The sequence below is a fragment of the Streptomyces sp. NBC_01013 genome, assembly GCF_045162765.1.
Lineage (GTDB): Bacteria > Actinomycetota > Actinomycetes > Streptomycetales > Streptomycetaceae > Streptomyces.
The window spans coordinates 8438937-8453265 of the sequence record NZ_CP108687.1 but is presented as its reverse complement, the minus strand read 5'-3'; the positions used below and the strand labels follow the sequence as shown (position 1 = coordinate 8453265).

The following is a 14329-nucleotide window of genomic DNA, read 5'->3' as shown; positions in this document are numbered from 1 at the left end:
TACCCCATCGCTGCGCGATGGGCAAGCGAACCACCGCGCTGCGCGCGGTGGTTGCGCTCCCGCTCCGCGTCCGCGCTGTACCTCGCTGCGCGAGGTACCCACCTCCCGGACTGCGTCCGGGAGGTGACGGTCCGTCCGCTGCGCTTCCGGACCGGGCCTTGCTGTGCAAGGCCTGACTGGTCCTCCGTTTCACTCCGGACCAGGTTGGGCCGGTCCGCTGCGCTCCCCTGCCCAACGGTCCCTCCGGCTGCGCCTCCAGGACCTTGTGGCCCGCTGGCGCGGGCCCGGCTGGCTATGAGGGGCGGGCTCTTAGCGCCTTCTTCTGAAGTAGCCGCGTTGGTGCAGCTTGTAGATGATCACGGGGGCCAGGATGAGCCACACGGCCAGGAATGCCCATTTGAGCCATGGGGGTCCATCAGGCCGGGCGCTCTGGGCCAGTTCTGTGGCAGCCACGCTGAGTCGAGTCATGTCTCCCGGATGCCCAGGCCGGCGGGCGGCACACAGCAGCCGCTGGCCAATTGCGAGGGCGGGCTGACCATCCGAAGAAGCGGACGAGACTGAGGGAGCGTCAAGGTCCCGGACTGGCTTGCGATAAGGCAAGACTAACGGCTTTCAGCCGCGTTCGGGGGAATCTCGTCTCATTCTTTGTGCTTCATTTCTTAGAGCGGGATAGACTCTGGACTCAGAGCACACCACCCCGGATCGCTCCGGAGGGTTATCGAGATCCACTCAACCGCCTTGCCGGTATTCCGGTGGGGCGGATCAACCAGCCGATCACGTCAGTCCAAACGTAGCCCTTGTGGTCCGTCTAAGTGCAGATTTGCCATTTCCCTCCGCTTGAATCGACCGGACGGCACCTCAGGAGAAGGCAGGCGATATGTCGAGCAAAGACCGCGCTGATCAGCGCGAGGCAGCCCAGCGAGAAGCCATTGACGCGGTCCTGCGTGCCCTCGAATTGCCTGCAAGATCACTTGTGCCCGAGCGAGGGCTTCGAACGCAGGTGATCATGGCGACCGGCTCCGGGAAGACGCGGGTGGCGGTCCGCAGCGCGGAGGAGCTCCACGCGGGCCGTGTGCTGGTGCTCGTGCCCTCGCTGGACCTGCTCGCCCAAACCGAGTCCGCGTGGCGCGAGGGCGGCCGCCGGGGGCCGATGATCGGGGTTTCCTCGCTGCGGCGTGAGGAGGTGTCCTTCCCCAACACCACGGACGTGGACGAGCTGGTGGAGTGGACGCGGGGCCTGGACAAGGTAACCGTGTACGCCACATACGCCTCGCTCGGTCTGGGCACGCTGGAGCGGGCGCACGCCGGGGGCCTCGCGGCCTGGGACCTGATCGTCGTGGACGAAGCCCACCGCGTTTCGGGCCGGATCGGGAAGCCGTGGGCGGTCGTCCACGACAACCAGAAGATCCCCTCCCTGCGCCGCCTCTACATGACGGCCACGCCGCGGCTGTGGCAGCTCGGGGACGAGGACGAGGCCGGCGCACCGGGCGAGTTGGTCGCGAGCATGGAAGACGACCCCGAGGGCCCCTTCGGCAGCCGCTGCTTCACGCTGACGCTCTCGGAGGCGATCGACCGGGGAATCTGTGCGCCCTACCAGGTCGTATGCGTGGACGTGACGGACACCGCGCTCCAGGCCGCGCAGCTCCTGGGCGCAGAGGGCCGCTCGGCTGAGGTGCGCGGGGCCCGGCTTGCCGCTCTGCAGACCGCCTTGGTGAAGGCGTCGGCGGAGGAGAACTTCCGGCGCACGCTGGTCTTCCACCACATGGTGAAGGAGGCCGAGGCCTTCGCGGCCGGCCTTCCGGACGTCGCCGCGCAGCTGCACGCCGCCGATCCGGAGCTGTATCCGAAGACGATCTGGGCGGACTGGCTGTGCGGCGACCACAAGCCGCTCCATCGGCGCCGGCTGCTCGGGGAGTTCGCGGCCGGGATCGCAGGCGACGGCACCGTGGTGGAGAAGTGCTTCCTGTGCTCGGTGAAGGTGTTGGGCGAGGGCGTAGACACCAAAAGCTGTGACTCCGTGTACTGGGCGGACGTACGCGGCTCGATGCCGGACCTGGTCCAGGCCGTGGGCCGGGCGCTGCGGATGCAGCCCGGCGAGGGCAAGGTTGCTTCCCTCGTGGTGCCGGTGCTGCTCGGGCCGGGCGAGACGGCCGACAACATGCTCACCTCCCGGGCCTTCGGCGGGCTCGCCAAGCTGCTGGAGGCGCTGCGGGCGCACGACGCGCGGATCGTGGAGAGCCTCGCGGAGCAGCAAGCCCCGAGCCGCTACAAGCCCGTAGCCAAGGACGACAGCGGCAAGAGCACGGGCGAGAGCGGCGAGGGCTCCGGAGGCGTCAGCGCCCCCGCCAAGGCCCTGCTGAAGTTCTCCACTCCCCGCGACCCTGCCGCGCTCGCCGCGTTCATCAACCTGCGGGTCCTCAACCCGGAGCACGAGCACTGGCGGCGCGGCGTGGAGGCGGCCGTCATCTACGCCCGCGAGCACGGGGACCTCCGCGTGCCGTTCACGTTCCGGGTGCCCGCCGTGGACGACGGCCAGGAGGCGGAAGCCACCGGGTGGCCGGCCTCGCTCGCCGGGTTCCCGCTCGGGCAGTGGACTGCCGACGCCCGCCGGTTCTACGCCCGCGGTGACATGGACGAGGACCGCGTCGCGCAGCTGGAGAAGCTCGGCATGATCTGGAGCCACTTCGACGTCGCGTGGGAGGAGGGCCTGTCCGCCGCGCGCGGGTGGGCCGAGACGAACGGGCACCTCCTGGCCCCGCTGGACGCCACCTTCCAGGGCGCGAAGGTGGGCATCTTCCTGAAGAACGCGCGGGCCGCCGCCCGCAAGGCCGCGGAGAACGAGCAGCGGCGTGCCGAGGGTCTGCCGGTTCAGTCGTCGGCCGGAGCCCTGTCGGACGAACGTCGCGAGCAACTGGAGAACATCGACGCCTCCTGGTGCCCGAGCTGGCCGGTGACCTGGCAGCGGGCCTTCCACCTGGTTCGGATGCACCTGGACGCGGGCGAGGCGCTGCCCACCGAGGCGGGCGACGTCCTGCGCCAGGGCGAGGACCTCGGACGGTGGGTGCAGTCGGTGCGGTACGGGTGGGATCAGCTCACGACCGTGCAGCAGTGGATGTGCGAGCAGGTTCTCGGGATCGAGCCCGCCAGCGAGGACGAGAAGCCTAAGCGCCGTACGCAGGCCGACAAGTGGGCGATGAACTACGAGGCCGCCAAGCAGTTCTACGAGCGCGAAGGCCACCTCCAAGTCCCGAGGAAGCACGTCGAGCGAATGGTCGGCGAAGAACGGGAGCACCAGCTGGGGGCCTGGATCGGGAATCAGCGGAGCAGAGCCGCGACGCTGCCCCCGGAGCGGATGGAGCAGCTGTCCGAGGTCGGGATGCGGTGGTCGTAGCTGTGTAGCGGCGTACAGACAAGCACGTGGGCCGGACAGGATGCTGTCCGGCCCACGCTGACGCCCAGGGGCAGTCGAAGTCAAGCATCTCCTGAGACGGGGCGGCTCCCTTGCGCCGTTCTGCCGTACTGTCTTCCAGCGGTCAGCTGCGCGCTACTAAAGCGGGTGGGAACTAACGGGGTCGCTGACGCTCCATTTCCAGTCCCTGCCACTGCTCCTCGCACGGCTCAGCTCCAGCTCGGTGAGGGCCCGTGCAGCGGCTTATAGGGAATGGGACGGCCGGTGTCTGCGTCCAGTAGAACTCGGTCTCCCAGAGGGCGCTCCAGCTTCACTGTCACTTGCTGCAAGTGTCCCTGCTTGGTGCAGGTGCCGGACCCCGCTCGCTCCTGGACAGAGGATGTCAGCACGACGCTGCCGTGCGTCTCCAGCACATCAATTGCCGGTTCATCGTCGCAGAGGCCATGAACTGTGACCACAGTGATCGATCGCCTGTCTGGTGTCATTTGAACCAGCCGGTCGAGTGGGTATCCGGGGATGTCCGAGCCCGACCCCATCGGCGACTTAGGGAGGGCCGACGGAATGACTGCGGCCTGCTTGAGGGGGGAGGCATAGCCCCGGAGGTTGAACAGCCAAGCTGGAACCACGGCCGGTCCGCGGGCAGTGGACAGGTTCATCTCTCCCAGACTCGCACCGGTCACAGTGAGGTGTGGTGTTCCATCATCGACGCGGGCACCGCCGGTCAAAATCTTGTACGCCTCATCGGCTCCCCTCAGCGGTCGTGTAAGTGTTCCGTCGTCGTCCCAAGTCACACGGCCAGCTTTGTGCGTGGTGCCGGGCAACTTTCCTTCCAGGACGAAACTGTGGTCTTGGTAGGCTTGTCGATCGGCCTTGCTGCGCAGCCCGCCTCTCGGTAGTTGAGTCACGTCGCTCATGGGATGGAAACCGTCACGCCATGCGGCAGCTGCGGCTGACCCGTCCCATGCCTCAGCGACCTGTTTGGCGCGCTGAGCTTGCATCTTCGTGTCCCTACTGACTTCTTGCTGGCTGCCGCAACCGGAGACGGCCCCCAGGCCAGCGGCAGACAAAGCGACTCCAGCGAGCAGGCTGACAGAGCGCAATATCTTGATGAGCATTTGGCCTCCCGGCGAAACAGAGCAATGGGTCGTCCCGTCTGTGACGTGGCTGGGCCAGGCGGGGTTCCGGTTGCGGCAACTGGAGCGCAGGCGGCGTCAGTAGACCTTGAGGCCGCGCTCTGTCAGCACGGTCTGCACCTTAGTGAAGTAGTTACGGTAGGTGCCGCTGGAGGAGGATGTGCACGTCGTCTCGGCGGTTCCTCCGGAGAGAAGTCCCAGCGCCGTCGTGCCATTGAATGCCGGCCCTCCACTGTCCCCGCCGAGAGCGCAATTGTTCACCTCAAACATGCCATACAATGACTTACCGTCGATCGTGACGGTCACTGCGTTCTTAGTGACATTGCCCGTCAAATCTTGGCTCATGACTCCAATCCTGCTGATGTGTTCGTTCTCCGACGGGTAGCGCGAGTCAGTGATCTGGCCGAACGTACCGTCCCGAAACCGGACCATCCCGAATGGGTAAATATCGGCACCATCTGCTCTAATGCTGGCCCAGTCGCACGCCCGAGTTGAAGAGTCGCAGTAGCCGCTGGTGCCGGTCCCGAAGTTGTATGCAGTCTGGGGACCGACCTCAGTGCCGTTCGCATTCATGTACCAGATATTACCGGTACCCGGCACGCAATGCCCAGCTGTCAGCGCGTATACCACCCCCGCGGAGTTCTTGGCATTGAATCCAGCGCTGCAGATCCAACCCTCGGAGGTAATTCCATTTCCGCCGCGGATATCAGCCTTGAACTTCAGCTTGCTATGGATCCTGTCGATGCGTATCGCACCCGGCTCAGCTGCCGCCACCTTCTTGATCCTGGCCTGACTGGCGGCGGGTACCCCGTCAAAGATCTCGACGCTCACCTGATTGGTCCTCGCCTCGATACCCCACGACGTATTGGAAATCCCTTCCAACTGGTCAAGCTTGCGGTGAATAGACGTCAGTTCAGCTGCACTACGGGCCACGAGTCTCGGAGTTCCGCCCGCTTCGCGGACGGCCCGTGCGGCCGCCTCGTCAGTGACAGTGATCACAGGGCGGCCGTCCTCGTAGTACACGCCGCCGGTTCGGTCGTCACCGAGCTTGGCCGCCAGTGCTGCCACCTCGGAGGGGGCACTCAAGGGCTTAGGGTCTTCCCCTGCCGACACCGGTCCGGTTGCCGCAATGACGGTCAGCAGGGCGACGGGAAGAATCTGCGCAAGTCTCTTACGGGCACGCTTCATGGCGATCTCCAAGAAATTATCGAAACTAATTGGGCAGTCACATCGGGGTGTCGCGTTGATTTACCTACACCCCTTAAGGATTGTCACGCAATCCAAAAAGTTGCTATTTAATTCAGGGACGCCCACCGGGCGGATACATCTTGCCTCGAAAGCAACTCTCTTCCCCTTCCCGAGATTCGGCTATCCCGGATTTGTCTCGTTTCGCGGTCGAGCGGTGTTGAAGGTATCAGCGATTTGACGGCGATGGACCCTATACTTTGAGACTGGCCTGAAGTAGCCATCAATTCCCCAACTGTGACCAATGTCCACAAATCGGATTTCGCGGTGGTCGTTATGCGAGAAGGCATTCTCGCCACGGCGGAAAGTAGCCCTTTGAGATCATCTGGATCATCACCGCCGTTCTGTGAATGGGCCAGGACAGGGGTCGTCGGCCAGGTGGTGATCGCCGTCGGCGGTCTGAAAGACTCGCCACTGGCTCTGTCGATGACGAGGAGCAGCGTTTCTCTGGCAGTTCGGGAGGCGTTTCCCGCGTCGAATATCGATCGCTTCGGACAGCAGCTCGGTGTCGACTGGCAAGACGCCGTCTGCTGGTCCTCCGAGGCCCGGGACAAAAGCGCTGGCTACGGGCGCAGGTGGCAGCTGTCGTCTCGCCGTTGCCGAGTGCCGGCGGGTGCCTCCCGTTCTCGTCGACGTCCAGATCCGGGCTCAGCGAGCGCCTCCCGAGGCCGTCGACAACTGCTGTCGTGTGACGTCGACAAAGCCAAACGCTCAAGATCCACTTTCGACACACGGCCTAGCGGCCGGTGGCGCATTGGCTACGAATCGTCTTCTTTGTCTTGCCTCAGGTGGTTCCTGGCAAAGGAGATCTCTTCAGGATGAGTCGTTGTCCGGGCCAGCACCCAGGCGGTGCGTGCGTCCATGCCGGGCCCGTACGCCGCTGCCAGACGCCGGGCACGCCGTGTGGTCAGTGGTGCTAGCAGCCACCGGCTCAGCGGAAACTTGATGCGCTGGTGTGGTGTGGAGGCGTCACGATGGGAGTTCACCTGTGCCTCCGGCAGTGCTGGTGTCCGGGAGAGTGCCGACAGTTTCCTTGAGTGGGCAGTGGGGTTCGGAGCACTGGGTGTGGTTGCAGGCCCGGAGGTTAGCCAGGGCGAAGCGCGCTTCGATCAGAGCCTTGTCGTCTTGGTCTGGGCTCCCGTATAGGAAGCGGGAACATGGCATCGAGAGGGGTGTGGGCGTTGCGGACGTCGGTGAGGATGCCGAACGTCGTGGTGCGGTTCAGCCGACCTTCGTGGGCGGCTCGCGCCCAACCGAGGAGGATCTGGTGGGCGTGGTCGCGCACGTCTGGCTGTCGCAGGGTCTGCATCCAGCCGTTGATCAAGAAGTCCCGGATGGCCGGGGCCGCTGGTGCCGCGCTCATGAGGGTGTCCAGGACGGTGTGTGTTGGGTCGGTGAGCGCTAGGAACGCCCGGGGACCATCCGTCAGGGCGGCGTCGCCTTGTCCACGTTCTCGCCCGGCCGCGCACCAAGTGGTATGCCATGCGCCTCGATCTTCGGGGTCCGGTGCCAACTCCCGAACGCAATCCGGACTACCGAGCCCTGGGAGTTGCCACCGAGGACGGGCAGGCGCACGCGTACGCCGCTGCCAGCGCTGACTGCGCAGCCGAACTGCTACAACACCACTCCGCGCCCGAGCGCGTCCTCACGGAGCTCTCTGCCGTGCTGGCGTCGGCATCATGGTCCCTCGCCTTCCAGCACAAGCATGTCGAGATCCTTACGGCCATGAAGGACGCGCAGGCGAAAATGCCGAGCCAGGCAAATGAAATCTGGGTCAGCATCATCGGAGAGCTCGAAGCCCGGGCCCCTCGCGGAGATCGTTGAGCCAGCAGCCCACTGCCGGTGCCAGCCTGACTACCGCGATAGCCCGTGGAGCTGCCCGGTCCATCACGGCCCGGCTAGGGCGCGTATCGAGTCGCGATCAGCCGGTGGGAGGAGGAGCTGGAGACCGTCCACCTCATTAGGGAGTGCGAGAACGCCGGTGTCGGCGCTGACCTGCGGTGACACGTCGCGTGTGTGTCAGCGACCTGTCACCGGGCAGGGTGCTCGGGTTTCGACCCGTGTCGATGGCCACCTTCCATAAGATTGCCCCTGGTGCACGGCCAACGAGGAGGCATGGATGGGAAATCTGGGGGGATACCAGACGATGACGACGCTGGCGAAGAAGGTGGGCGGCCCCGGGGCGCTGGCCGTCGCCACCGCCGTGGGCGGGTGGGCCATCGGCCGGAGTGCTGAAGCTGGTGGGAAGAGCGTATTCAGGGCCGCCAGGGCTGCGGCCAAGATGCGGAACGCCGCGTGCTCGACGAAGGGCCAGGTCTTCGACGTCGTGTCCGACGGCGAGGACGGCAAGGGTCTCGCGCTCCGGGCAGGTGACCAGTACCGAGTCATGGAGTGCGACGGGGAAGCGATCCTCATCGAGGTGCTCGGTGGCACGAACAATCCCTACTTCACGTCAGCGCAGTTCCTGGCGTCGGTGTCGGGCTTCCCCATGGCGGAAAAGGTTAATGCTGAGTAGCTCGACTGTGGGTGTGGGCACTCGAGTCAGCGGCTGACCCGCGATGCTTCGCAACAGGATTTCCTTCCATTTCATCCTGTACTGGGTGAACAGAAGCAAACCGTCAGCTAAAGACCTACGTGACGTGGCCGAACTGCGTCTCAACGAGCGACACGGACTCGCCGTTGGCAGTCGCTAAATTTCTGGACGACCTCAAGTTCGCGTGAGGGACACACATCCGACTCGGCCGGTGAGCAGCCGAAAACGAGCAGCGGGGCCGGACAGGGTGATCCTGTCCGGCCCTGCTGTCGTCGGATCAGCCGAAGTCGAGCGTGTACTGGGCGAAGTCGGCCGGGGCGGGCGGGGCCGGGGCGGGCCGGGGCGCCGGCGGTCCGTCCGGACGGGATGCCTCCCAGCGCGTTCGGCCAGCTCGTCCTTCCAGCCCTTCGGCGGGGGCCACGGCACGCCCCAGGCGCCGAGCTGGTCTCGCTTCCAGCCGCCGGCGGGTGTGCGGGCGGCTTCGATCTCTTCGGGTGAGGGGAGGTACGTCATGGATGGTGCGCTCTCCGACATGTTGCCGTGGATGACGCCGATGCCACCGCGGTCCAGACCCGTCTGCAACGGTTGGTAGAGCCGCGGCAGGCTAAGCAGCGCACCGAGGAGGATCGGGAGGCCGGAGAGCTGATGCGGCCGCCGTACGACTTTCCGGACGCTGAGGCGTTGCAAGCCTTCGCGGCGCCCGGGCGACGGAAGCGCGGGCCGAATCAGATGTGGCGCACGACTGCCCGTGTTGACCGTAAGAACAGAGTGGAAGGCGGGCCGACGGGTGGGCCGCCTAGCGATCTTCGACGATGAAGGACGCTCGCTGGTAAAGCTCGTCGAACGTGATGATCTCGACGTCCTGGATCGATGTCCGGAACAGCTCGAATGAGTTGATCTTCTCTGGGTTCACGGCGCCGTTGTGAGTGAACTCGCGCAGACTCCCGATCACCACGACCTGCCGGGGCCGGGTAGTGGACATCTCGACGCCGGTCGGAGTGCCGTCGTCGTCATAAATGCGGGTGAGGAACTCACGGGAGATGAGCTGCTGGGCCTTGCTGGCGGTCTTCTGCACCTGCGCCACGCCGCCCCCCAATTCTTTTGAGGCCTGGTAGACACCCGCGCGGTACGGGGTCTTGGCGAGCAGCTCCGTGTCGTGGGTCTTGATTTCACAGAAGAGCATGCTGCTGATCAGGCCCTTGGAACGCATGATGGCGTCGATGCGTTTTCCGGCTCCGCCGAAGATGTTCGCACCGGTGGTGATGCGTTCCAGCTTGCCGTCGTCGATGGATTCGCAGGCGATGAGGTTGAGTCCGTAGCCGAAGATCCACTGGTTCGCCTCGAAGAAGGCCTGCCAGACCGCTTCCGCCCCGCGCGTCGTTGCCAGGCTCTCCTCCTGCTGGAAGTAGTCCGCATCGTTCAGCAGTCGCTCGAACCTCTGGAGCTGTTCTTTGCGGTTGCTGATCAACCGGATGTCCTCCTCGGTGAGCCCGCCCCCGATCGCGGTCCTGACCGCACCGAGAACCATCGTCCGGTCCTGGCCGGTCAGCAATTGAGCCAGCTGATCCTCGTCCCTGGCCACGAGCTGGAGAGAGTCGCCGGGCGTGCTGAGCCCTGCGCAGCCCTGGAGGAAGTTGATGACCTTCCAGAAGCTCTCGTAGACGTCCCCGGTGTCGACGAGCGCCTTGATAGCCCGGGTGGTCCCGGTATCGGGCACCGTCTGCGTGGCGGAGGCCTCCCCTGCCTTCCTCTTGTCCTTCTTCCACAGCTTGATCCTCGGCGTGAAGGTGTCACCCTTCTTGATGATGGTGACGTTGCACAGCGTGGCCACCTGGGGCCGGTCGTCGAGGACGAAGTCAGTGACCATCCGGCATGCGCGGGTGTCGTAAAGGTAGTGGAACCCGCTGCTGTCCTGCGAGCTGCGGATTTCCAGATCGGCGAAATCCCTGCGGGTGACGTCGAACTCGGTAGTGGAGAAGGGGAGACGGAGACCGCGAACGATGGGGGTAGCGGGCGCCGCAGCCTGAGTCCGCCAGTCCGGCGAGATGTTGGGCAGCGGCCGGTGATCACCTTCGACGACGAGGTCCTGGACGTCGGTGCGTCCGAGCTGGCTGAACAGGTGCTCCAGTGTCCTCCAGATCACCTCCTTCATCTCCGGGGTGCAGGTGGGCTGGAGATCGCGCTCCACGGTCAGGACCGCCGCGTAGGTGTGCTCTGTCCAACTGTCACCAGGCGTGGGACGGAAGAAGCCACCATCGCGGCGCAGGGTCAGGACAGCCGTGCGCAACAGGTCACACGCGGTCTCCTCGCCGGCGCAGTCCAGGAGGCTGTAAGTCTGCCCGAGGACCAGATCGAGCTTGCTCGCGTCGTCGTCGTTCAGCGGCAGGGGGACCAGCGGTCCCGTGGGCGGAAGTCGGACCGGCGTGTAAACAGGGCGGCCCGAAAGGGACTCGTGTGGACGCAAGCCCCATCCGTCCGGTGCCAGCAGCCGGTTCAGCTCCTCAACCTGCTTCATCGCCTCCTCAATACCAGTCGCGACCTCGGGGTGGACGGTGCGCGCCAGGAAGGCAAGCAGCACCTCGTCCGGTCCGTCGGAGAGCTCCAACCGGGAGTCCTCGAAGATCCAGTCGTCGGGCAGGTCGTCCTCGTTGTTGATCCGGTGCTGCTGGATGTCAGCGCGGACGGTCGGGAGCCGGCTGTTCTCGAACGCAGGCCGGTCCAGGTCGTAGAGGCCTTCCAGGAACGTGACCTCGTCCAATCTCCCCCACCAGGGGCTCGATATCCCGCGCAGGGAGTCGAAGATCTCGCGCCGCGTCACCGAAGTGATCGATGGCTGCGGGTGTGCCGGGGAGGGGTCACTGGACGTCATGGGTCCCAGGATGAAGGGCAAGGCGGCCACGTACCGGCCGATCGAGATTTTCCCATCCCACACGAAACATCAGGCAGAGTGCCGCAGCAGGCTGCTGGACGACCTTGAGTTCGCGTTGGGCCGCGCATCCGCCTAGGACTTGTCCGGCCGATCATGGCGTTGAAGCAGCAGATGCTTTGCATACGGGGTGGGCTCGCCCGGTCCGGCCAGGATGGTTGCTGAGGTCGTCCTACTGGGCGTCACACCCGCTGTGCTCGGTGGTCACAGTCCTGGCCTTCCCATGTTGAACACGTGGGCGGGTTCCTGGGGACCTGGCTACCCAGAGCAACAGTGTCAGCCCGCACAACTAGGGTTGCTGACCACTGACCTCAAGGGGCTTCACCATGGGCATTCATCCCGACGTCGCCGTACTGCTCGACCTCGTGCCAGCAGACTTCGTAGGCGGCGAGCAAATCGACTGGGCTGCGGCCGAAGTCGCGCTAGGCACCAAGCTGCCGAGTGACTACAAGGCTTTGCTGGACACGTACGGCGTGGGCGATATCGGAGAGCTCGTCATTCTGCCCCCACTCCCGAGTGACGTGCGCGGTTGGGAAGGGTGTCACATCGGAGGCATGACGGACGGCCTGCGCGGGCTCTGGGAGGACGGCTCAGGAATCCCAGACGTGACGCTGGGTGCCGATGCCGTCCTGCCCTGGGGTTCTGGGATGAACGCCAACGAGAGGGCTTGGCTCATGAACGACCCAGATCCGGACAAGTGGCCTGTCATAGCCTGGCGCCGGCACCACTCGTGGGGCGAGTCGCCGTGGGCCCTGTTCGACTGCAACACGGTCCAGTTCATCACCCGCATGATGCTGGGCCAGTTCGACGCCTGCCCACTCGGCGATGCGTCGCTCTGGAAGCGGACAGACACCTTCGTCAGCTGGCGAGAGCAACATCGACGGCTTAGGGCCGGCCTGGACCCTTCTACAGGTGAGCCCGATCCCTACGCCCACATGTACCCCGTCACCGAGGACTGGCCCTGATCAGGACCGGAGCCAGATTGCGGGGGCTGCCACCGTCGCGGTGCCGAGGAAAACGTAACCGCGCTTGTCGTAGCGAGTGGGTGCGCCACGAGGCGCCATGGAATCGAGTGAGGTGAGAGACCTTCACCGCCGGGTTGTCGTAGCAATCCGGTTGCAGCTGGGGGCAGTTCGGTTCGGGGGATGTCGAGCTGAGCGGTAAGCAGCCCCGACAACGCCGGGACGGGTTGGTACTGCCAGACGACCCGGGTCCGGCTAGCGAGACAGGAAGGTGCACGCGAGAAATCAGTGCCTGACGCCCCGTAATTACGACACCGGCTCGAACCTGGCGGATTTGGGCCGGACGCAGTGCACGACCACCAGTGCTCGTCGGTGGTCGACTCCGAAGCCGACTCCACTCATCGGTGGGGAGGCCACGCTGAAAGTCTGCGGCGTAAGCGTGGCGATGCTGCCGGGGTAGAGCTGGGCACCTCACCTGTCGATCGATTCGTGGTGAACGTGGGAACTGTCCACGGTCGCTCCCGTGTCGGACATCCAGTCCGATCGGGGGCAGGTCCATCGCCGGCTGATGGCCGTCGGGCAGGACGGAGGCCCCGTAGTACTCCGAGGCCGGGAAAGCCGGTCACATGGGGAAGGGGCCAGCAAGTCAGCAGTAAGGAGACTGGAATGCCAGGAGGATGTCGCCGGTGAATACCGACGAGCTGGAATGGGCCTTGATGAAGGCCGAACGCCGGGTACTGGAGATCCAGACCAAGCTGCACCGTTGGGCTGTTGATGATTCTCATCGCGGGTTCGACGACCTGTTCAACCTCGTGGCCGATCCCGCCTTCCTGTTGGTGGCGTGGGACCGTGTCCGGGGAAACAAGGGTGCCCGCACGGCCGGAGTGGATGGGAAGACCGCCCGCTCCATCGAAGCCGGGCAAGGAGTCGAGGCTTTTCTCGACAAGCTGCGGACCCAGATAAGAGACCGCAGCTTCCATCCGGTTCCCGTCCGCGAGCGGATGATTCCCAAGGCGAATGGCAAACGTCGTCGTCTCGGGATTCCGACCGTGGCGGACCGAGTGGTCCAGGCGTCCTTGAAACTGGTGCTGGAGCCGGTGTTCGAAGCGGATTTCCTCCCGTGTTCCTACGGGTTCCGCCCGAACCGCCGAGCTCACGATGCGATCGCCGAGAGCCGCTACCTCGCCAGCCACGGATACGAGTGGGTGGTAGAAGGCGACATCACGGCGTGCTTCGACGAGATCTCGCACCCGGCCCTCATGGAGCGGGTGCGGAATCGAATCGGGGACAAGCGGGTGTTGTCCTTGGTGAAGGCGTTCTTGAAGTCCGGGATCCTGTCCCGTGACGGAGCCTTCACGGACACACGCACCGGGACCCCGCAGGGCGGGATCCTGTCGCCGCTGCTGGCCAACATCGCACTCTCGGTCCTGGACGAGCACATTGCCCAGGGCCTCGGAGGACCAGCTGGCACCTCCGAGGATCGGCGCAGGAGACGACGCCGGGGATTGCCCAACTACCGGCTGGTCCGGTATGCGGACGACTTCCTCGTGCTCGTCTTCGGGCGCCGGGACCATGCCGAGGAACTACGCGACGAGGTCGCAGAGGCATTGCGGCCGATGGGCCTACGCCTGTCGGTGGAGAAGACACATATCACGCACATTGACGAGGGCCTTGATTTTCTTGGATGGCGCATCCAGCGTCACCGGAAACTTGGCACTGATCGGCAGTACATCTACACCTACCCGGCACGGAAGTCAGTGCGTTCCATGACGGGAAAGGTGAAGGAACTGACCGGGCGACAGAACGTCGGCTTGTCGCTGGATTCCTTGCTCCACCGGCTGAACTCGGTGTTGCGGGGATGGTGCGCGTATTTCCGTTCCGGAGTCTCGAACGTCGCTTTCTGTTACCTCAGCCACTACGCGTGGATGAGGGTGACACGATGGATTCGACGCAAGCATCCCGGGATCACTTGGAAACAGCTCCGTCGGCGCTATTACGGCGGCGGCTGGTGGCCCGCCACAGAGGAAGCGGAACTGTTCAACCCGGCCAAGGTAAGCACGACCAGATACCGATACCGGGGAAAACTCATTCCGGCTCCGTGGCCCACTACGGCTTGATGAA

8 protein-coding genes are annotated in these 14329 nt (G+C 64.9%); 5 read left to right on the top strand and 3 right to left on the bottom strand.

Annotation, left to right across the window (positions count from 1 at the left end; all coding sequences use genetic code 11):
- Positions 1 to 877 precede the first annotated feature (877 nt).
- Positions 878 to 3391, top strand: a complete 2514-nt coding sequence (locus OG538_RS36430; protein WP_406088824.1) for a Helicase associated domain protein — start codon at positions 878 to 880, stop codon at positions 3389 to 3391.
- 227 nt (positions 3392 to 3618) lie between these two features.
- On the opposite strand, the gene OG538_RS36425 is transcribed toward OG538_RS36430, so the two are convergent.
- Both OG538_RS36425 and OG538_RS36420 read right to left on the bottom strand, forming a co-directional pair.
- Positions 3619 to 4524 carry a hypothetical protein gene (locus OG538_RS36425; RefSeq protein WP_406088826.1) on the bottom strand — a complete coding sequence of 302 codons (906 nt, stop codon included), beginning with the start codon at positions 4522 to 4524 and terminating at the stop codon, positions 3619 to 3621.
- A gap of 96 nt (positions 4525 to 4620) precedes the next feature.
- Positions 4621 to 5742, bottom strand: a complete 1122-nt coding sequence (locus OG538_RS36420; protein WP_406088828.1) for a S1 family peptidase — start codon at positions 5740 to 5742, stop codon at positions 4621 to 4623.
- A gap of 1527 nt (positions 5743 to 7269) precedes the next feature.
- On the opposite strand from OG538_RS36420, the gene OG538_RS36415 reads away from it, so the two are divergent.
- Both OG538_RS36415 and OG538_RS36410 read left to right on the top strand, forming a co-directional pair.
- Positions 7270 to 7611: a hypothetical protein gene (locus OG538_RS36415; protein WP_406088829.1), complete on the top strand. Its 342-nt coding sequence runs from the start codon at positions 7270 to 7272 to the stop codon at positions 7609 to 7611.
- A gap of 295 nt (positions 7612 to 7906) precedes the next feature.
- Complete coding sequence (locus OG538_RS36410) at positions 7907 to 8302, top strand: hypothetical protein (protein WP_406088831.1); 396 nt, start codon at positions 7907 to 7909, stop codon at positions 8300 to 8302.
- A gap of 814 nt (positions 8303 to 9116) precedes the next feature.
- Here the strand turns inward: OG538_RS36410 and OG538_RS36405 are convergent.
- Positions 9117 to 11189, bottom strand: coding sequence for a Shedu anti-phage system protein SduA domain-containing protein (locus OG538_RS36405; RefSeq protein WP_406088833.1), 2073 nt, complete (start codon positions 11187 to 11189; stop codon positions 9117 to 9119).
- Positions 11190 to 11572: 383 nt separating this feature from the next.
- On the opposite strand from OG538_RS36405, the gene OG538_RS36400 reads away from it, so the two are divergent.
- Positions 11573 to 12211: a hypothetical protein gene (locus OG538_RS36400; protein ID WP_406088835.1), complete on the top strand. Its 639-nt coding sequence runs from the start codon at positions 11573 to 11575 to the stop codon at positions 12209 to 12211.
- Positions 12212 to 12885: 674 nt separating this feature from the next.
- A complete protein-coding gene (gene ltrA, locus OG538_RS36395) occupies positions 12886 to 14325 on the top strand; it encodes a group II intron reverse transcriptase/maturase (protein WP_406088837.1) in 1440 nt (479 codons plus the stop codon).
- The last annotated feature ends 4 nt before the right edge of the window (positions 14326 to 14329 follow it).